Source organism: Campylobacter sp. RM16190 (assembly GCF_012978835.1).
In the GTDB taxonomy this organism is placed as follows: domain Bacteria; phylum Campylobacterota; class Campylobacteria; order Campylobacterales; family Campylobacteraceae; genus Campylobacter_A.
Genome location: NZ_LIWS01000013.1, coordinates 19483 through 36565, shown reverse-complemented (window position 1 = coordinate 36565; position 17083 = coordinate 19483). Strand labels below are relative to the sequence as shown.

General features: G+C 40.9%; 27 protein-coding genes. 21 read left to right on the top strand and 6 right to left on the bottom strand.

Annotation, left to right across the window (positions count from 1 at the left end):
- Positions 1-137 precede the first annotated feature (137 nt).
- Genes CDOM16190_RS10050 through CDOM16190_RS10035 form a run of 4 tightly spaced genes read right to left on the bottom strand, consistent with a single transcriptional unit; the run spans position 138 to position 2204 of the window.
- Complete coding sequence (locus tag CDOM16190_RS10050) at positions 138-1058, bottom strand: phage late control D family protein (protein ID WP_170020646.1); 921 nt, start codon at positions 1056-1058, stop codon at positions 138-140.
- Positions 1049-1252 (bottom strand): tail protein X, encoded by a 204-nt coding sequence (locus CDOM16190_RS10045; RefSeq protein ID WP_170020643.1) that lies wholly within the window; start codon positions 1250-1252, stop codon positions 1049-1051. The genes CDOM16190_RS10050 and CDOM16190_RS10045 overlap by 10 nt, the downstream gene beginning before the upstream one ends.
- The gene (locus tag CDOM16190_RS10040; protein WP_039888142.1) at positions 1249-1818 is read right to left on the bottom strand and encodes a hypothetical protein; all 570 of its coding nucleotides are present in this window, start codon (positions 1816-1818) and stop codon (positions 1249-1251) included. Before CDOM16190_RS10040 ends, CDOM16190_RS10045 begins: the two co-directional genes overlap by 4 nt.
- Positions 1819-1823: 5 nt before the next feature.
- The gene (locus CDOM16190_RS10035; protein WP_170020641.1) at positions 1824-2204 is read right to left on the bottom strand and encodes a hypothetical protein; all 381 of its coding nucleotides are present in this window, start codon (positions 2202-2204) and stop codon (positions 1824-1826) included.
- Between the two features lie 601 nt (positions 2205-2805).
- Between CDOM16190_RS10035 and CDOM16190_RS10030 the strand changes: the two genes are divergently transcribed.
- Genes CDOM16190_RS10030 through CDOM16190_RS10020 form a run of 3 tightly spaced genes read left to right on the top strand, consistent with a single transcriptional unit; the run spans position 2806 to position 5253 of the window.
- Complete coding sequence (locus tag CDOM16190_RS10030) at positions 2806-4506, top strand: phage terminase large subunit family protein (protein ID WP_170020639.1); 1701 nt, start codon at positions 2806-2808, stop codon at positions 4504-4506.
- Entirely contained in the window at positions 4503-4769 is a 267-nt protein-coding gene (locus CDOM16190_RS10025; protein WP_170020637.1) for a gag protein, read from the top strand. Before CDOM16190_RS10030 ends, CDOM16190_RS10025 begins: the two co-directional genes overlap by 4 nt.
- A gap of 37 nt (positions 4770-4806) precedes the next feature.
- Positions 4807-5253, top strand: a complete 447-nt coding sequence (locus tag CDOM16190_RS10020; RefSeq protein ID WP_170020636.1) for a DUF1441 family protein — start codon at positions 4807-4809, stop codon at positions 5251-5253.
- A gap of 10 nt (positions 5254-5263) precedes the next feature.
- Here CDOM16190_RS10020 and CDOM16190_RS10015 read toward each other — a convergent pair whose 3' ends face one another.
- Both CDOM16190_RS10015 and CDOM16190_RS10010 read right to left on the bottom strand, forming a co-directional pair.
- A complete protein-coding gene (locus CDOM16190_RS10015) occupies positions 5264-5623 on the bottom strand; it encodes a type II toxin-antitoxin system HicB family antitoxin (protein ID WP_170020634.1) in 360 nt (119 codons plus the stop codon).
- Position 5624: 1 nt separating this feature from the next.
- Positions 5625-5849, bottom strand: coding sequence for a type II toxin-antitoxin system HicA family toxin (locus tag CDOM16190_RS10010; protein ID WP_170020632.1), 225 nt, complete (start codon positions 5847-5849; stop codon positions 5625-5627).
- Positions 5850-6300: 451 nt separating this feature from the next.
- Between CDOM16190_RS10010 and CDOM16190_RS10005 the strand changes: the two genes are divergently transcribed.
- The 18 genes from CDOM16190_RS10005 (at position 6301) to CDOM16190_RS09920 (ending at position 17082) form a co-directional block, all read left to right on the top strand.
- Entirely contained in the window at positions 6301-7722 is a 1422-nt protein-coding gene (locus tag CDOM16190_RS10005; RefSeq protein ID WP_170020630.1) for a phage portal protein, read from the top strand.
- Positions 7715-9463: a phage major capsid protein gene (locus CDOM16190_RS10000; RefSeq protein WP_170020628.1), complete on the top strand. Its 1749-nt coding sequence runs from the start codon at positions 7715-7717 to the stop codon at positions 9461-9463. The genes CDOM16190_RS10005 and CDOM16190_RS10000 overlap by 8 nt, the downstream gene beginning before the upstream one ends.
- Before the next feature lie 55 nt (positions 9464-9518).
- Complete coding sequence (locus tag CDOM16190_RS09995; protein WP_170020626.1) at positions 9519-9833, top strand: hypothetical protein; 315 nt, start codon at positions 9519-9521, stop codon at positions 9831-9833.
- Entirely contained in the window at positions 9826-10122 is a 297-nt protein-coding gene (locus tag CDOM16190_RS09990) for a hypothetical protein (RefSeq protein WP_170020624.1), read from the top strand. The genes CDOM16190_RS09995 and CDOM16190_RS09990 overlap by 8 nt, the downstream gene beginning before the upstream one ends.
- A gap of 119 nt (positions 10123-10241) precedes the next feature.
- Complete coding sequence (locus tag CDOM16190_RS09985) at positions 10242-10697, top strand: hypothetical protein (protein WP_170020623.1); 456 nt, start codon at positions 10242-10244, stop codon at positions 10695-10697.
- A 106-nt stretch (positions 10698-10803) separates the two neighbouring features.
- On the top strand, positions 10804-11268 hold the full coding sequence (locus tag CDOM16190_RS09980) for a phage baseplate assembly protein V (protein WP_170020621.1): 465 nt from the start codon (positions 10804-10806) through the stop codon (positions 11266-11268).
- A gap of 104 nt (positions 11269-11372) precedes the next feature.
- Entirely contained in the window at positions 11373-11663 is a 291-nt protein-coding gene (locus CDOM16190_RS09975) for a GPW/gp25 family protein (protein WP_170020619.1), read from the top strand.
- Positions 11660-12706: a baseplate J/gp47 family protein gene (locus CDOM16190_RS09970; protein ID WP_170020617.1), complete on the top strand. Its 1047-nt coding sequence runs from the start codon at positions 11660-11662 to the stop codon at positions 12704-12706. Before CDOM16190_RS09975 ends, CDOM16190_RS09970 begins: the two co-directional genes overlap by 4 nt.
- On the top strand, positions 12703-13293 hold the full coding sequence (locus CDOM16190_RS09965; protein ID WP_170020615.1) for a phage tail protein: 591 nt from the start codon (positions 12703-12705) through the stop codon (positions 13291-13293). Before CDOM16190_RS09970 ends, CDOM16190_RS09965 begins: the two co-directional genes overlap by 4 nt.
- A gap of 27 nt (positions 13294-13320) precedes the next feature.
- Positions 13321-14154 (top strand): phage tail protein, encoded by an 834-nt coding sequence (locus CDOM16190_RS09960; protein WP_170020613.1) that lies wholly within the window; start codon positions 13321-13323, stop codon positions 14152-14154.
- Positions 14155-14170: 16 nt separating this feature from the next.
- On the top strand, positions 14171-14527 hold the full coding sequence (locus CDOM16190_RS09955; protein ID WP_170020611.1) for a hypothetical protein: 357 nt from the start codon (positions 14171-14173) through the stop codon (positions 14525-14527).
- Entirely contained in the window at positions 14520-14711 is a 192-nt protein-coding gene (locus CDOM16190_RS09950) for a hypothetical protein (protein WP_170020609.1), read from the top strand. The genes CDOM16190_RS09955 and CDOM16190_RS09950 overlap by 8 nt, the downstream gene beginning before the upstream one ends.
- Positions 14712-14719: 8 nt before the next feature.
- On the top strand, positions 14720-15253 hold the full coding sequence (locus CDOM16190_RS09945) for a DUF4376 domain-containing protein (RefSeq protein ID WP_170020607.1): 534 nt from the start codon (positions 14720-14722) through the stop codon (positions 15251-15253).
- 10 nt (positions 15254-15263) lie between these two features.
- The gene (locus CDOM16190_RS09940) at positions 15264-15620 is read left to right on the top strand and encodes a DUF1353 domain-containing protein (RefSeq protein ID WP_170020605.1); all 357 of its coding nucleotides are present in this window, start codon (positions 15264-15266) and stop codon (positions 15618-15620) included.
- 2 nt (positions 15621-15622) lie between these two features.
- Positions 15623-16030, top strand: a complete 408-nt coding sequence (locus CDOM16190_RS09935) for a hypothetical protein (protein ID WP_170020603.1) — start codon at positions 15623-15625, stop codon at positions 16028-16030.
- Positions 16027-16314 (top strand): hypothetical protein, encoded by a 288-nt coding sequence (locus CDOM16190_RS09930; RefSeq protein ID WP_170020601.1) that lies wholly within the window; start codon positions 16027-16029, stop codon positions 16312-16314. The genes CDOM16190_RS09935 and CDOM16190_RS09930 overlap by 4 nt, the downstream gene beginning before the upstream one ends.
- A complete protein-coding gene (locus CDOM16190_RS09925) occupies positions 16314-16697 on the top strand; it encodes a hypothetical protein (RefSeq protein ID WP_170020599.1) in 384 nt (127 codons plus the stop codon). The genes CDOM16190_RS09930 and CDOM16190_RS09925 overlap by 1 nt, the downstream gene beginning before the upstream one ends.
- Positions 16669-17082, top strand: coding sequence for a DUF5675 family protein (locus CDOM16190_RS09920; protein ID WP_170020597.1), 414 nt, complete (start codon positions 16669-16671; stop codon positions 17080-17082). Before CDOM16190_RS09925 ends, CDOM16190_RS09920 begins: the two co-directional genes overlap by 29 nt.
- Position 17083 lies beyond the last annotated feature (1 nt).

The window sequence follows — 17083 nt, the reverse complement described above, 5'->3', positions numbered from 1 at the left end:
TTAATACGTAAGCATAAAAGCACTCAAAACACGCATTTATATTCTTAAGGTTTGCTTTACTCCGTTTTAACTCCGTAAAAAAATTTGGTTGAATTTTGATAAAATCGTGTATCGAACCGTAACAAAAATCGTTAAATTTAAAAAAATTCTATGTCGCTGATCCATGATTTGTTTACGGTGTGCGTGATCTTTTTTATGATGACTCGTTTTATTTCACTCTCTATTTGTAAATTTAAGTATCCGCCGGCGAAAAACGGCACGCCCATACATCTTACATTGCCCTTAAAAACGCTATTTTGTTTGCCTTGTAGATAGCTTTTTGCGATTTTGAGCGCCTCAGCCTCGTTATCTGCTGAAAAAATCTGCCTTTTTAGCACCGGCGCTCCACTGCCGGCTATAGTTACTTTATCTTGCCCCGCCTTAGTATCTCGCCACGTAACCTCGCATGAGGCGTAATTGGAGATTTCGGTTTGCTCAAAATTTAGCTCCAAATACTCATCCTCGTTAAGGCTATATTCCACGCGATCCGCAACTTTGTCTCTGTCGATAAAAATCATCGTTTTGTTTTTGATACTAAAGGTTAAATCTAGGTCATTTGCTATCTTTTCGCAAAACGCGGCGTCGCTCATGTCGTGCTGCTCAAGCTCTACGACTTCGTTTGAACGATCAAAATTTATCTTAGTGTTTAGTCCGTGCTCTTTGGCGATATTTTCGATGATTTGCTTATAACTGAGCTTGATGTGCGATCTGCTTTTGCGATCTTTTAATGAGCTCATAAAATTGGCCGAAATAGCCTCTATATCGTAAATTCTTTTATATTTTGTCTTAATGGTGGCAATAATGAAGTGCCCTAAAAAGAAGCCATCGATATAAATCTCGATACTATCTTTAAAACGCGGCGCTGGGCTGCCGTATCCTAGCGTAATATTAAGCTTGTCGGTGTCTTTGCCTTCATTGTCGGTTATGCTGATGTTGATCCAGTCCATCGCCGAGGTTTTATCGACGCCGTTATAAAAAATTTGCACTCTCGGCGAGAGGTATTTTGACGTTAATCCCATAGATACGTAACCTTTACTGCGGCTTTGACTTCTATATCAGGCAAATTTACGACATCGCCGCCCGATAGTTTTTCTTTGCCCAAAAGATGCTCGTTTGCTCTCAAAAACTGTGAATAAACGCTATCGTTTAGGCTATTGTAGTGTTTGTAACAGATCATGTCTAACGTGTCGCCGTCTTTGGCTAGGTATTTCATTTTGATAACTCCTGATTAAAGATTTCTTGGGCTTTATTGAGGATAACGTCTATATCCTTTTGCGTAAAATCGACTATAGCGGCGTTCATGTGCGTTATGGTGGTATAAGGTCTGGGTGCGCTATACTTGACGCCGTTTTTTGTTTTATAGCTTGAGACGATGCCTTCTTTTGATGCGGTTTTTGTGATGAAGCCCGGTATTTTATAGGGTTTATGCGAAATAAAAAAATCTTTTTTATTTGTTTTATTTTTCTGAATTTTATAGTGCTTGAGTGTTATGACTATCCCGTGTCTCGGCATTATTCTTGCGCTACCGTTGCTACCCGATTCGTATTTCAAATCTCTAATGGATATTTTTTCGTTGAACGTTTTTATTTTTATTTTTAAATCGTTTAGTCTTGCTCGATATGGCTTTAGCCTTTTAGATAGTAGTTTTTTGTCTATATTTAGGCGTTTACATAGGTGGCTATGTTGCTCTTTCTTTGCACGCGTTAAAGTTCTATTCATGGCGTTAATAACGTCGCGTTCTAGTCGTAAAAGGACTTGATGATTGCGATTAGAGCTCATTGCGCCTAGTTTGCCCTTCCTATCAAATATCCCGAAATTTGCAATTTTTTCGTATAGTAGGTTACGCCGTTTCGCTGGGTTTTGACAAAATTTGCGACGCTTTGTGTTAGCTTGGTAATAAAAATTCGTCTATCGTCTGCGAGGTCAAACGTCGATATGTCAAGCGGCTTACCGAGCTTAACGAGCTCCTCAAAGCCGGCAAACTCCGCCATATCCTCAAGTAATATCACGGCCTCAAAACTGACCTCGTCCTCGTATCCGCCCAGGTGGGTATAAACGGGCTTTGTGATGGTGTTTTGCTTGTCAAAGTTTATGCTAGTGGTTTTTGATATGCTTAAAATATTGTGCTTTACTTCAAAAATATAACGATCGATGACGATTAACATTTATTACCTTTTTTGTGTGGAGTGTATCAAATCAGGCGGCTAAATTTATACACGTGGCAGCGCGCGAGGTAGCTTAATTTCCGATAAATTCCCGATATACACTCGCTTAAAGTCCGCTTAACTCGCGGGTTATTGATTTGCTTAAAGTCCGCTTAACTATACGGATACAAAAAACGCCTATAACGGCGACGTGGGCGATGCGTGAGCGGTTTATTTTAAAACGTTAGCGTGCAATCCAACTAAAAACGTAACGTGCAAGCCTCTCTTAATAGCGGTGCAAATAAGCTCAAATAAACTTAGGTTCTTCCGGGGGAATATTTCTACTGCGGGGGCTCACGCGCGAAAAGTTGAGAGATATAATGAAACTTAAGGGGGTTCGTTTTCGTTTTTAAGGGCTTTTTATTAATAAATTTAAACAAAAAAAGAGATAAAAACTTAAAAAGTATAATTTTTATATAAAAAAGTATAGAAATATTCTCAAAATCCGTATTTTAGGGGCTTTTAATTTGAATTTTTATCTAAAAAATGCTAAAATAAAGACATCAACAGAGCCACTGACTACAAACCAACCTTTAAAAAATCATAAAATCAAAAAAACGTAATGGGTAAAATTATCGATATTTTTGCAAATGCAATTTTTATCAAGCCGAAATTAAATTTAACTCAGTGGGCTGAGAAGTTTAGAATTCTAAGCCGTGAGAGCTCAAGCAACTACGGAAGATTTAAAGCATTTTCGTATCAAGTTGAGCCGATGAATGAAATTTCAAATCCTAAGCGCCGCAAAATAGTTCTGCTTTGGGGATCGCAAGTCGGCAAAAGCGAAACGATTAATAATGCTATCGGTTATTTTATTCATCAAGAGCCTAGCACTATTTTATTTTTACTCCCAAACGATACGGACGCCAAGGATTATTCAAAACGCCGTTTAGCTCCGATGTTTAGAGATTGCAATGTTTTAAACGATCTCATAACCTCAAACGATGCAAACGATACGATCCTAATCAAAAACTTTAAAGGCGGCAACCTTGCGCTGGTAGGATCAAACAGCCCGAGCAAGCTCGCCAGTAAGCCGATTAAGATTTTGCTAGTGGATGAGGCCGACCGATGCGAGCCTACCAAAGAGGGCGATAGTATCGAGCTAGCCGAAAAGCGCACAAAAACATTTTTTGACCGCAAAATCATTATAAGCTCGACGCCGACGGTCAAGGGTAGCTCAACGATAGAGGGCGAATACGAGCTTAGCGATCAGCGCAAATTTTATATCAAATGCCCGGAGTGCGGTTTTGCTCAAACGATGAAATTTGAGTTTTTAGCGTGGGATAAAGATGAGAGCGACGCGCCGATCTTTGAGAGTGCGCGCTATCAGTGCTGCGAATGCGGCGCGCTTTTGACCGAGCAGCAAAAAAACGAGGCAGTAAAGGGCGGCGAGTGGATCGCCGGCAATCCGCGCTCGGACGTCGCAGGGTTTTTCCTAAACGCGCTTTATAGCCCATTTTACACGATGGAGGACGTCGTCAAGGATTGGTATCGTTCAAAAGACAACCACCTTAAGCTTCAAACCTTTATCAATACTATTAAATGCGAGAGCTTCGAGCCACCGGCGATCAAGATTGACGAAAACGAATTTTTAAATAGAATTGAGAGCTATAACGATCAAAGCCTACCGGCTGAGGTTAAATTTATAACCGCCGGCGTGGATATTCAAGATAATCGCACCGAGATAAACTTCATCGGCTGGGGCAGGGGACTAGAGGCATATTGTATCGAGCACGTTCAAATTTGGGGCAATACCGACCAGGATAAAGTTTGGGCGGATACGTATAAATATCTTTGTAAGAAATTTAAAAAAGAAGACGGCAGGAGTCTTGTTATCTCGCTTGCTCTAATCGATAGCGGATTTAATACCGAGCGAGTTTATCGCCTAGTCAGTTTAAATAAAAACTTCATCGCCACAAAAGGCCTGAGCGAGCAAAGCGGTAAAGCTGCTTTTTTAAACAAGATAAAAATTATCCAAAGGGGCGTTAAATTTATGCCGATTGGAACGTATGCAGGCAAAAGCGAGCTCTACCGATTGCTACGTATCGACGAGGCGGGGCCGGGCTATTTTCACTTTAGCGAGAGCTATAAAGAGGAGTTTTTTAAGCAGCTTACATCTGAAAAAATAGAAAAAACCAAAGACAAAAACGGATATTTAAAACTGCGATGGGTAAAAACCAGGGATCGAAACGAGGCGCTAGACATTACGCTTTTGGCTTATGCCGGCGCAAAAATGCTAAATTTGGCGTTAAAGGGCAAAAGATGATAAAAATCCATGATAATCTAAAAATCAAAAAAACGCGATACGATTTTACGATCAGCATTGACAACGCATCTACTTTTGAGCTACTTTGCGAAGCTTACGAGATGAAAAAGAGTGACATGATAGATCTCATCATAGAGAATTTTGCCAAGGGCAACCTCAAGCTAAAGCACCACATCCAAAGCATCGCCGAGCAAAAACGCGCATTAAAAGCAAAATGCGAAAGCGAATTATCGCTTTTTACAAAATCGGAGGATGCATGCTAATGACATCTATGTCGCTACCATGTGTTAAGGAGTTAAAATGGACGTGACGACTAAAGAGCTAAGCGATATTTTATCTCTTACCCAAAGGCGTATCCAAGACCTAGAAAACGAAGGAGTGATAACTAAGATCGGGCGCAACAAATGGGATTTAAAAGAGTGCGTCCAAAGTTATATCGAGTATAAAATAGCAAATGCTACGAGCACCTACGGCCTAACCGAAGCTAGGGCACAGAAAGAATTTGCGGATGCCGAGATAAAAAAGCTGATTTTGGCTGAAAAAAGGGGCGAAGCAGTACCTATTTTCAAGCTTGAAAAGGATCTGAGCGACATAGCCTCGACGCTATCAAATAGGCTTTATAACCTCCCCAATAAAATAAAAATGCGCGTAAATTTGAGCGACGAAACACAAAGCGCGCTAAACTATGAAATAGAAGAAACGCTAAAAGAGCTCAAAGAGTCTAAAATTTACAAACAATACGCTTAAAAAGTTAAATCTAAAGCCCTGCTAGTTTTAAATTCGCTGCATCGGTTAGAAATTTAGAGCGATTTGAGCTTACCTTATCAATCGCCTCAAGCAGCGATTTAGGCAAATTTACGTTTACGCGCACGCGTTTTTCCTCGCTTATCGGTTCTGGGATCATTGCACCGCTTTCGATCAAAGTTTCTAAGGCAGCCCTAAATGCTACGTCAAGCTCATCCAAGGCTTCATTTTTACTCTCTCCGTCACCGTAAAAAAATGCTATGCCGTTAAATTCGGGCATAAACGCGCCCCATCCTCCGCCTTCGCTTTGCGGGATTTTTTTTAACTCTATTTTATACGGTAAATTTAAGTAATAATCTAGATCTTTTTTCATTTTACTCTCCTTTAGTAGCTTTTAAAACCGCTTTTACGTAGAAAATTTTCATAGGCTTGTGATATGGTAGCGTGATTAGCAGTTTGCCGTTTGAAAAACTATGATGAGATCCTTTGATGCTTTTTAACTCAAATCCGCTATCTAGCAAAAGCTTTTCTAGTATCTCAAATCTTACGTTTGTCGGATTATTTTCAAGCTCTTTTAATAATTTATCTTTTTTGCTCATTTTTTAAACCTTATATTGTGTATTATACACAAGTATTATTAAAAATCCCTTGTATAAACCAAAAAAGCCATTTTGATAATATGGCGCTTATGCAAAATCAGCAACGCGACCCGAGCAGAGCGAGGGGGGATTTCTAGCGCGTAGCGAAGCGTAGCCGGAAAACGCCCAGCCGTGTTTTAAGTGCTTTTGGCTCGCCGGACTTTGCAACCAGCAAGGAGCACGCCATAAAACCGAGAGAGAAAATCGTAAAAATAAACGAAGCAATCGACGCGGTCATATTAAATTTAAGCAACGGCGTCGAAATCAAAGAATACGAAATCGACAACGTAAGAATAGTAAAACGTTCGCCTCTTGAGCTAATAGACGAGTTAAGGCGCATAAAGTCGCTTTTAATAAAAGATATGAGAGCAAGCAAAACAAGCGTTAAATACGTTTTTGGCGGTAAATATTGATGAAATTTTTTAATCTTTTTTCCAAAAAACAACCCAAAGGCAAAAGCGGATTTTTTAAGCCGCAGGTTAAGGTGCAGATGTTTAGATACCCGAGCATCGAAGCCCCCGAGATCAACCAAGGCGAGCTTAGCCGGCTAGTTAGAAATATCGAACCCGATCGCGCTAATAAAATTTTACGCCATCAAGCGCGCAGCATAAGCACCGCCGTAAGTCTTGCTAGCGGTTTTTTCGACATGATAGATAGCGAGGTTTTGGGCGAGCAGGGATTTATCCTCGACATCGCAACCAAAAATAAAGATCTAAATACCAAAATTCAAAACGCATTTTTTAGATGGCAGGAGGATTGCTGCATTTACGGAGTTTATGATTTTGAGGACTACGAGGAGTTAACGCTAAACGCGCTTTATAGAGACGGCGAGGCGTTTATTAGGCTCGTGCGCGGCGAAACGCTCAAAATGGAGCTAATAAGTGCCGAAAGCATTGACAGCGACTACACAGACGAGAGCGCATTTATATTTTACGGCATAGAAAAACAAAGTAAATTTAGCCTTACACCGGTGAGATATTTCGTCAAAAGAGAGCACAACGAGCGCATCGGCATCGAAGCAAAAGACATAATCCATATAAAAAAACCGATGATCGCCGAGCAAACGCGCGGCAACTCAAAGCTAGCCACGGCGATTTTCGACATCCACCAAAAAGACAAATTTAAAAAAGCCGAGCTAAACCGCGCGCGCCTTGCTAGCGAAATGACGGGATTTTATACTCAAAAAGACGAGGGCGTTATAGGCGGGATAGCTCCGGAATTTGATGAGGACACGGGAGAGCTAACGAACGAAAGCGCCAAAATAGACCTACCCGAAAACGTAGAAACGGGCACGATGAGGTATTTGGAGGCGGGCATCGAGCCTAAATTTGTCGAACCGCACAATCCGACCAATATCGAGTTTTTCCTAAAAAGCACCAACCAAGAAGTGGCGCGATCGCTAGGTATCAGTTACGCGACGCTTACGGGCGATTTGCGCGAGGTAAATTATAGCTCGATTCGTCAAGGCACGACGAGCGAGCGAAGGGGCTTTAAACGCGTGCAAAATTTCCTCCGTCGCAAAATGCACAACGTCATCTTTAAAGAATGGCTAAAAATCGAGCTTTTGATGAACAGAATATCACCCAAAGAATACGGCGAAATTTTAGATCATTTTAGTTTTAAGCCGCAAGGCTGGGAATATATCGACCCAAACAAGGAAGTGAGCGCTAACGCCAAAGCGATCGAGTGCGGATTTAAAACGCGCATCGAGGTTTTGAGAGAAAAAGGGATCGAATACGACACCTATCTCGACGAGCTGGAAAAAGAGAAGCAAATCGTGCAAAAACTGCAAGAAATAGAAAAAATCAGGAAAGGAAATAGTGGCCGTGAATGAGAATATTTTAAAAGACGCACGCAATTTTAGCGTAAATTTAGGCAAAGATGCGGCGTTTGACGACGAAGCAAAAACTATTAGCTTTATCGCGCTCTCAAAAAATAACTTACATAAAAGAGTTAGTTTCTGGGGCGACGAATATTATCTAAGCGTGGATACTAGCAGGGTTAAATTTAACGCAAAAACGCTTTATTTAGACCATGACCCCACGTTTGCAAATGCAATCGGCGCGATAATCGATACTAAATTTGAAAACGGAGATTTTAAGGCCAAGGTTAAATTTAGCGATGAGGTGGCTAGCTCAAAAGAAGCTTACGCGAAATACAAAGCCGGGCTTAGCGATAGCGTGAGCGTTGGATTTGGAAACTACAAAATAAAAGAAATGGACAAAATAGAAGGGGTGGAACATTACCAAATTTACGAGGGCGAAATCGTAGAGCTCTCGGCCGTTTGGCAAGGAGCCGACCCTAACGCAAAAATATCGAAATTTAATCAACCAAAAGGAGAAAATATGCCAATGCCGATTAACGAACAACCCGCGCCGCAAGAGGGCGCAAAACTAGCCGCAACGCCAAGCGCCGGCGAGCTTGCTAAACTAAACGAGCAAGTAAGATCAAGCGAAGAGGCTAGAGCAAACATTATCGAGCTAGCTCACATTTTAGGCCGAGAAAAAGAGGCGCTCGCCGCCATAAGCGCAGGCAAGAGCTACGCCGAATTCAGCAAAGCAATGGCCGAACTAAACGCCAAAAGCGAGATAAAAACCGTAAATATCCTCTCAAAAAGAGATAATAGCGCGTGCTTTAGCCTCGCAAACGTCATCAAATCAGCCGTAGATAGAAACGTCGATTTGTCGCGTGAGATGGAATACAGAGGCAAAGAGATCGGGCGTTTTGCATTGCCGGACGAGTTTATAGCAAATTTCGCCGACGGAGTAACAAGCACGACGACCGCAGCCGGGGCGGTAAATAGAGAATACCGCGGCGATCTACTCATCGAGCAACTAAAACAAGATAGCAAACTGCTAAATTTTTGCACGTGGCTACCGAACCTAAGCGCAAATTTGACTATCCCGCGCGATACGTCTAGCATTACCGCCGACTTCGTTGAAGAGGGCAAAAGACGCGACGCCGAAAATCTAACCTTTGATAGCATCGCTTTAAGCCCGCATACACTAAACGCAAATATCGTCATCACTAGAACGATGCTAAATATGAGCGCATTCGAGCTTGAAAGCTTTGCGTTTAAAAAGCTAAAAGACGCGATCCGCAAAAAGATAGAGCAAACGCTGCTTTACGGCAACGGAGTCGTAAAAGGGCTATTTGCTACAAGCGGAGTGCCGACCGTCGCTGGATACATGACTGCGCCTACTTTGGAGCTTACTTTGGCATTCGGCGACAAGCTAGATGCGGCGGGGCTTGATACGGAGCACTCGAAGTTTTTTATCAACGGAACGGACATCAGCAAGCTACGAAGCACGAAGCGCGGCAACAGCACCGAGCGCATGCTAATCGACGTCGGAGATAATGACCTTCAAGGATACGCCTACTACAAAAACAACAACCTAAAAGCGGGCGATGTGATCTTTGGAAACTTTGAGGATATTTGGATCGGAGCGTTTGGATCGCTTGAAATCCTGCCGCTAATGCAAGAGGGCGGAAACGTCTTGCTTCAGGCATTTTACGACATCGACGCGAAGCTGGCACGCGAGAAGAGCTTTGCTATCTCAAAAACATCGGCTTAAATTTAGTGTAAAGGCGGGCTCGGCTCGCCTGCAAAGTAAAAAAGAAAGGAAAAAAATGAGCAAATATATAGTTTTATATGCCACGTTAATCGGCGTTGATTTTTGCGAAGAGGGAGACATCATCGAGCTACCGGATGGAACGGATAGAAATTTTATCGCACGCATGCAAACCATCGGAGCGATCGCGCCTTACGATGATAAAAACGATATAGTAACAAGCAACAAAGACGAGAAAAAAGATGCTAAAGAGAATAAAAAGTCGGCATCCAATAAAGCCAAGGGAGCTAAAAAAGACGACAAAAAACCGCCTGAAGGCAAACAAAGCGCCGGGGCTAAAGAAATTGACGAAAACGGCAATATAAATGATTGATTTGGAGATGGTGAGAAACGACGTCAAAGGCATCTTAAATCAAAACTTTAGCATAAATTTGAAATGTGTAAGGACGGATAAGCTCATCAAATGCCATTTTAACGCAAACTCTAGGATTATTTACGAAAATGGGGCGGTAGGCACGGAGATAACCGCCCTAATCACATTGGAGGATGCAAAAAGTCTAAGATTAAAAGATGAAGTCGAAATTTTGGGCGCTAGATACGAAATCACAAAAAGCGTGATCGAAAGTCAAGTGCTAAAAAGACTATTTTTAAGAGAAATTTAGAAAATGATTTTACAAATAATACGACGCGACCGTAAGTCGCGGTGTGCTTCAGGTGGGTCGAGGGAGTATAAATACTCCTCGCCGCAGCGCGGATTTAATTCGCGCGAGGAGTAAAAATAATGTCAAAAAAATATTTTATAGAAGAGCTACAAGTTCCAACGCAGGGCAACACACCCCCGCCGACTCAAAACGTCCGGGCGCAAATCGTGGACGCGCTAAAGAAACACTTGGAAAGCTTAAATTTTAGCGTTGAGGTTTTTGAAATCTACGTATTTGACAAAGACAATCTACCGCTAATTATCATAAAAGACACCGACGACGCGGTAGAGGCCGTAAGCTTTGAGCGGATCAAACACGAGCTAAGCGTGAGTATAAATTTGATCGCTTCGTCGTATAGCAAAAACGACGAGCTGCTTTTAAAGGTGCTGGATAAGCTAAAAAGCTTTGAGGGCAAATTTAACTTTATGGCGCTTAACGCCGTAAATCGCTCAAATATCGAAGTTTTAGACAAAGACTACGTTATGACCGAACTGAGGCTAAATTTCGTTTATCATACGCAGCTTTGGAGTATTTGACAAAAAAAAGGGAACCCGCGAAGCAGGGCTTTAGGGGTTTTGAAAGGGCGTAGTCCTTCATCGCAAAGGTGGGCTTTGCTCGACTGCGAAATTAAAGGAGTTAAAGATGCAATTTATCGGCACGATCTGCGAAGTGAGCGAAAATAAAAGCTTGGTAAGAGTCGAATACCTAGGCACGAAAACAAAGCTCATCCCCTACGTTCAAAGCGCAAACTCATTCAAACGCGCGTTTTCGCCGCCGAGAATCGGAGAGCAGGCGATCGTCCATCAACTAAGAGACGGCGGATTCAAATATGCCGTGGGCGCGATCTTTAGCCAAGGATGCCGCGAACCCGAGGGAAGCTCACAAACTAAAGAGATAACGCAATATGAAGACGGCACGATAATCAGCTATGACACATCAAGCTCTACTCTTGAAATTTTATCTCGAAAGTTAATCAACATTGTCGCAAACCGCGTCGCGATAAAGGCCGACGTGAACATCGTTGGAAATTTAAACGTCCAGGGAAATATTCATGCTAGCGGAACAATCATCGACGACGGCGGAAATACTCCGCACCACTCGCACTAAAATCCCCTTGTATAAATTCTAGCCCGATTTTTATATTATGTCCTCGTTAAAGCCGTAAGGCGGCATTTTGTCCTTTTCGCCGCCTTATTTTTCTAGGATGAACGATGTATCAAATAAGCGAATTTGAAAGTATTAGGCGCATTTGCAAAACTTCAAAACTAACTAAAACCCTGCGCCCGACGTTTGGACTAGATAGATATATCGACAAAAAGATGACGCTAAGCGAGCTTTTGGCTCTAAAACGCGATTTAAAATCTCAAATTTTAACCTTTGAGCCTCGCGTTGAAAACCTAAAAATCGAGTTAACGCCGCGAGCTGATAATATTTTGGATGTCAGGATCGGCTATACGGCTAAGGGCGAATTTGAAGAAAACGAAGTGAGGCTAAGTTTATGAAACCTTTAAGAGTGCCGCAGTTTATCAAGCCTCTAGACATTGAAAAAGAGCGCGCAAGCATAGTTGAGGAGTTTAAGCAAAAGAGCGGTAAGCTTGATTATATCCCGCTAGTCGGCGATGACTACATGACGCTCATCGATATATTTTTGTATCGGCTTAATAATTTTTTTGAGCTGATTAACGTCAAGGTGGCGAATAACTATTTAAATTTCAGCACTGGTGAATATCTCGACGAGCTAGTGGCGTTAATTGGCATAAAACGAAATGAGGAAGTAAGGCCGATCGCCGAACTTGAAATAAGTGTAAATTCGGCTACTTTTCTGCCCAAAGGCAGCAAATTTACTGACGGAAAGGGGCATTTTGCATTTTTGCTCGAGGATGCAAACATCGCAGACGAAGCAACGGTTAAGATTGAAGCGGGCGGGTATTTTAAGGAAAACTACGAAACGACGACACTAGAGATCCCCAACATCTATATCAAAGCAATCAAAATGACAAAACCCTTTAGCGGTTTTAAGGCGCGCGAAAACGATGACGAGCTGAGAAATAGATTTTTACTTGCCTTGCATCGTTTTAGCACTGCGGGAAGTCAAAAAAGCTATCTTTTTTATATTCTAAGTATTGAGGGTATCACAAAGGCTAACGTTTATCATTTAAGTCCGGGCGTCGTGCAGATCGTGTATTTTTCGAGATATGAAAAAAATATTGCTGAAGCGAAAATAACCGAAGCGCTAAAGGACAGAGTGCCTCTCACCGACAATGTCCTGATGAAAGAAGCGATGCAGATCAAATTTGACCTCGTTATCGAAGTTAGGCTAAAACAAGATTATATGTTTGCCGAGGTGTTAAAAAATGCCGACGAGAAGCTAAGAGAATATTTTGCAAACATAAGCATCGGATTTACTCCACATTTTTCGCAACTTATCGAGATAGCATTTGATGAAAATACTCGCGCCGTAGAAATCAAAACGCCGATCCCAAACTCAAACCGCGATAGTCTCATAATCCTAAATAGCTTGCAAATTTTGAAGGCAGATTTATGATCGATTTAAGAACCTACAACGATACCTTGTTTCGAGTCGATGAGGTGATGGGCGAAAAAATGCGAGAATGGCTCAAATTTGACAAGCGCTTTTTTTACGAGCAAGATGATTTTAATCGCGCTTTTTTGGCGCAGACCTTTGACATCGAGCCGGCATCTCAGAGCTTAGAGGAAACAAAAGAGCTTTTAAACGAGCCCTTAAAAACCTATTTTTTTGAGGGAACGTTTTTTACTCTTCAAAAGGCGCTAAAGTCTTTTTATGGGGATATAACACTAAAGCAGTGGCAAGATTACGGTGGCGAGCCTTACCATTTTAAGCTCAAGATGGCAGCCGGCAAAGAAAATTTAAGCAAAGAAAAATTTAAAAAACTCGACGATTTGATTGAAAACTATAAAAACGTCAGATCCACTTTGGGCGGTTTTGAGATCAGTTTAAAAATAAAAGCGGACGAAATTTATAAGGGGGCGGCGGTGGATGGCGAATTTATCCGTGTCATGCCCGAAATCATAACGAACGTAAAAACTAACGTAGGAGTGTATTATGGAATTATTACGCATGAACTCGAGACTTTGGAGGTCGGAATATGAATAAAAATAATCCAAAAAGGAGCGACGATGTCATTTAAAACGTTGCTTACAAATAAAGGCGCCGAGCTTATTGTTTTATCCAAAACTAACGAGCGCCCCATTAAGCTTACTCATTTAGCAGTAGGAGATGGCGAGGGCGAGCCAAGCAAAGATCAAACGTCGTTAAAAAGTGAGAAATTCCGCATCGGTATAGCCGCAATACTTCAAGATCCACAAAATGCTAACTATCTGATAGTAGAGGCCGTTATACCGCCTAGCGAAGGTGGCTTTTACGTAAAAGAGGCTGGAATTTTTACGGATGAAAACGATCTCTTTGCCGTAGCTTCTATGCCTCATACGTATAAACCCAATTTAGACGAGGGCAGTGCTAAAGAGCTTAAAATTCGTTTTGTAATCGAGGTAAGCAGTAGTGAGCATATCACACTTACGGTCAATAACGACATCTCAAGCGTGAGCCGCGAATTTGTGATATTTGAACTCAAGAAAAAAGCTGACAAGATAGATACTTACACAAAAACGCAATGCGATAAAAAATTTGCTGCTAAATCTGTAGAAAAAGATAAGGCGGATAAGGCAGATACCTATACAAAAGAGGAAGTAGATGCTCTGATACCGGAGATACCCGATCAGCTTGACGCATATACCAAGACGCAGACAGATAATCTATTAGCGCAAAAAGCCGACCAGATCACGACATATACAAAAAGTGAAGCGGATGCGCTTTTAGCTACAAAATACGACAAAAGCAGGGTTTATAACAAAGAGCAGATAGACGAGATGTTGCGCGCATTGGGCGGTGGCAATAGTAGCTTGAGCTTAACGCAATCGGACGCACTGATCGACGCGCTCATATTCGGATAAAAAATAAGGAGGAAAAATGAAAATCAAAAGAGTAAAGGATCAAATTTTAGCAGACAAGCAAAAGCATCTGATGCTAAGTGGAGAAGAGGGTAAAACGATAGTGATAACAGGGGTGGAGTTTTATAACATAGTAAGAGCTTTCGAACTAAAAGACGATAGTTACAAGCGTGACGATGTGGGTATAGCTGTTTTTAAAAAATCGCCCCAAAGCGTAGTCCTCGCTCTGGGCGAACACGTAATAGGCGGCTTTAGCTGCCCGCTGTATCTAGATAGCGAGGAGGAGTTGATCATTTTTCACACGGGCTCTAACTACAACCAAACAAACAAAAAACTAAACTACATCATTACATACGAGGAGTTAGAAAATGCGTAGGATAATAAGAAAACCGAGCTCCGACATCTGCCCTAGCGGGTTTATATGGGTGGCGTGGGTGCGCTCCCAGCTAAACAACACGACGAATTACCAAATCGTAAAAATCATATATCCCGCCGGGACGCTTCTTGACGCAGTATTTAAGCAGCAATACGTGGTGCAAATCACCGAGATAAATATCTAGGAGAGCCGATGCAGTATCAAGAGATAAAAAACGCAACTATATATTATAAAGATGGAGACGAACTAAAGGCTTTAAGCGTAAATCCGCAGACTAATCAGCCGTTTAGTAGTGACGATGAGGCATGGTTTTTTGCCGAGATCACAAGTGAGCTCAATCCCATACTTTTAAGTGAGACGAGTAGCTTTAAGGCTAGTATCGAAGGCTGCAAAGAGCATTTAAGAGGAGTTTTGGCGGCTAAATTTAACGAAGCTATGGCTAAAAGCAAGACTTACGTAGATGGCATAGGCGAGATAGATTGCGGGGTGCAATATCTAATAAACGTTATGACATTAATCGATCTATGTGGCAAAAACGGCACTATAGCCTTTAAAATGTATGACAATACGACCAAAAACCTAGACTTATCACAACTAAAAGCCGTAAAAACAGCCATACAGACTAAAGGCGTTCAAATGTATCAGAAAAAATGGCTACTAGAAAACGCTATAGATAGCGCAGAGGATGAGGCTAGCCTTGACGCTATAGATATTAAATTTGAGTAGGAGCAAAAAAATGAAAGTTACTCCTACTATGGATAACAGATACGAGCTTGCAGAGGATTTTGAGATGTTAGGTATAAAAATACCAAAAGGGTACAAGACAAATGGGGCTAATATACCGCGCCTATTTTATATTATCTACCCGCCTTTTATACCAAAATATCTAAAGGCTATTATTTTACATGATTATCTTTGTGATTTAGCGGATCAGACTATACCTAATACTAAATTTAAAGACTGCAAAGAGGGGTTTAGATTTGCAGATACAAGTTTAAAAAATGCTTTGGCAATGTGTGGGGCTAGTTATTTTACTAGAAATGTATTTTATATAAGCGTTAGAGCTTACCATTTATTGAAATATGGAGCATAGGTGTGAAAAATATTGTTTTTAAAGCGTTTGGATTTTTGGCGGGCAATAAAATATGGCTAGCGATCTTGTCGTCTCTTTTGGGTGTGATCTTTGGCATGTCTGCTTTTTATAAAATTTCTAATCTATCTTTATTGGACGAGATAAAAGCGACAAATATGAAAATGATCTCAAAAGAGATAGAGCTACAAACACTAAAAGGTAATTTGGATAAATGCAATTTAAATATAGAAAATCAAAACAAAAAGATAGCTCAAATTTCACAAGATAACGAGAGGTTAAAAAATATACAACCTATTGTAAAAAAAGAGATTGAAACAAAGTATATCAAGATAAAGCCTCCTAGTAGACAAAGCGAATGCATCAAAAAACTAAGCTACTACGAAGAACTTTTTAAGGAGTTATCACGATGAGATTTATAAAGTCATTTGTTGATTTTGGAGATATATGTCAAAGAGAGGTTAGAAAACTGGTCTTTGTAATACTCTTGCTATTTGCTGTTTTGATAGCCGGATGTAGCGCAAAACCTAAAGTCATAACCAAGGTAGAGTATAAAGAGGTTTTAGTGCCTGTAAAGTGCCAGGCTAAATTGCCTCCAAAACCCACATTTAATGAATTAGACCTAAAAACAGCTAAAGATATAGCTAAATATTATCAAGAGTCGGAAATTTTACTTAAAGAGTGTATAGGCGACTGATGTTTAACAATATCGATAAAGATGCTTTTATTTATGCACTTGTAGCTTTTGTTGGATTTATAGGTGGCATTTTGGGCATAGGCAGCGGAAACACAAAACTAAAGGGTAGTGGATGGAGTAGATTTATATCAGGGACTGTGGCTACTCTTTCATCAATGCTGGTGTGCCTTACGGTTTATGAAATAGTATTTTTTATGTTTCATAGTTCAGGGCTTGGCATAGCGCTTGGAGGCTGGGGCGCATGGCTGGGTGCTGAATGGGCCAAGAAAAAGATGGATAAATTTTTAGACAAAAAGATAGAAAGTATATCGGAAAAAAGAGATGATGAATTTGAAGATGACGAAAGGAGAGAGTATGAAGAAGTTATACATAGACAGAACTAGAAATATTAAAGATGCAACCGTAGGAACTTTTGAGTTAAAAGACGGAAGTATTACATTATTAAAGGGTGTTACCTTGGAGCCTGCGGGAGAAGATACTGTTACTCCAAATAAAGACAGAAGAATACCTGAAGGAGAGTATAACGCCACATTTTACAGAAGTCCTAGATTTCAAAGGAGACTACCGATACTTTATAATGAAAAGGTTAGCAAAGATAGGCATATTTTGATACATAACGGTAACTTTCCCGATGATACTTTGGGATGTATATTAGTAGGTAGTAGAGATGACAATAAAGGAATATATAACTCGGTTGATACTCTTTCTAGATTACTAAATTTTATAAATTATGACAACTTCAAAGTAATAATCAAGAATCAAATTTAAA

Excerpts from the sequence above, each read along its gene's own strand:
- CDOM16190_RS10050 (WP_170020646.1), bottom strand. The coding sequence starts at position 1,058 with ATGGGATTAACGTCAAAATACCTCTCGCCGAGAGTGCAAATTTTTTAT.
- CDOM16190_RS10045 (WP_170020643.1), bottom strand. The coding sequence starts at position 1,252 with ATGAAATACCTAGCCAAAGACGGCGACACGTTAGACATGATCTGTTAC.
- CDOM16190_RS10040 (WP_039888142.1), bottom strand. The coding sequence starts at position 1,818 with ATGAGCTCTAATCGCAATCATCAAGTCCTTTTACGACTAGAACGCGAC.
- CDOM16190_RS10035 (WP_170020641.1), bottom strand. The coding sequence starts at position 2,204 with ATGTTAATCGTCATCGATCGTTATATTTTTGAAGTAAAGCACAATATT.
- CDOM16190_RS10030 (WP_170020639.1), top strand. The coding sequence starts at position 2,806 with ATGGGTAAAATTATCGATATTTTTGCAAATGCAATTTTTATCAAGCCG.
- CDOM16190_RS10025 (WP_170020637.1), top strand. The coding sequence starts at position 4,503 with ATGATAAAAATCCATGATAATCTAAAAATCAAAAAAACGCGATACGAT.
- CDOM16190_RS10020 (WP_170020636.1), top strand. The coding sequence starts at position 4,807 with ATGGACGTGACGACTAAAGAGCTAAGCGATATTTTATCTCTTACCCAA.
- CDOM16190_RS10015 (WP_170020634.1), bottom strand. The coding sequence starts at position 5,623 with ATGAAAAAAGATCTAGATTATTACTTAAATTTACCGTATAAAATAGAG.
- CDOM16190_RS10010 (WP_170020632.1), bottom strand. The coding sequence starts at position 5,849 with ATGAGCAAAAAAGATAAATTATTAAAAGAGCTTGAAAATAATCCGACA.
- CDOM16190_RS10005 (WP_170020630.1), top strand. The coding sequence starts at position 6,301 with ATGAAATTTTTTAATCTTTTTTCCAAAAAACAACCCAAAGGCAAAAGC.
- CDOM16190_RS09995 (WP_170020626.1), top strand. The coding sequence starts at position 9,519 with ATGAGCAAATATATAGTTTTATATGCCACGTTAATCGGCGTTGATTTT.
- CDOM16190_RS09990 (WP_170020624.1), top strand. The coding sequence starts at position 9,826 with ATGATTGATTTGGAGATGGTGAGAAACGACGTCAAAGGCATCTTAAAT.
- CDOM16190_RS09985 (WP_170020623.1), top strand. The coding sequence starts at position 10,242 with ATGTCAAAAAAATATTTTATAGAAGAGCTACAAGTTCCAACGCAGGGC.
- CDOM16190_RS09980 (WP_170020621.1), top strand. The coding sequence starts at position 10,804 with ATGCAATTTATCGGCACGATCTGCGAAGTGAGCGAAAATAAAAGCTTG.
- CDOM16190_RS09975 (WP_170020619.1), top strand. The coding sequence starts at position 11,373 with ATGTATCAAATAAGCGAATTTGAAAGTATTAGGCGCATTTGCAAAACT.
- CDOM16190_RS09970 (WP_170020617.1), top strand. The coding sequence starts at position 11,660 with ATGAAACCTTTAAGAGTGCCGCAGTTTATCAAGCCTCTAGACATTGAA.
- CDOM16190_RS09965 (WP_170020615.1), top strand. The coding sequence starts at position 12,703 with ATGATCGATTTAAGAACCTACAACGATACCTTGTTTCGAGTCGATGAG.
- CDOM16190_RS09960 (WP_170020613.1), top strand. The coding sequence starts at position 13,321 with ATGTCATTTAAAACGTTGCTTACAAATAAAGGCGCCGAGCTTATTGTT.
- CDOM16190_RS09955 (WP_170020611.1), top strand. The coding sequence starts at position 14,171 with ATGAAAATCAAAAGAGTAAAGGATCAAATTTTAGCAGACAAGCAAAAG.
- CDOM16190_RS09950 (WP_170020609.1), top strand. The coding sequence starts at position 14,520 with ATGCGTAGGATAATAAGAAAACCGAGCTCCGACATCTGCCCTAGCGGG.
- CDOM16190_RS09945 (WP_170020607.1), top strand. The coding sequence starts at position 14,720 with ATGCAGTATCAAGAGATAAAAAACGCAACTATATATTATAAAGATGGA.
- CDOM16190_RS09940 (WP_170020605.1), top strand. The coding sequence starts at position 15,264 with ATGAAAGTTACTCCTACTATGGATAACAGATACGAGCTTGCAGAGGAT.
- CDOM16190_RS09930 (WP_170020601.1), top strand. The coding sequence starts at position 16,027 with ATGAGATTTATAAAGTCATTTGTTGATTTTGGAGATATATGTCAAAGA.
- CDOM16190_RS09925 (WP_170020599.1), top strand. The coding sequence starts at position 16,314 with ATGTTTAACAATATCGATAAAGATGCTTTTATTTATGCACTTGTAGCT.
- CDOM16190_RS09920 (WP_170020597.1), top strand. The coding sequence starts at position 16,669 with ATGAAGAAGTTATACATAGACAGAACTAGAAATATTAAAGATGCAACC.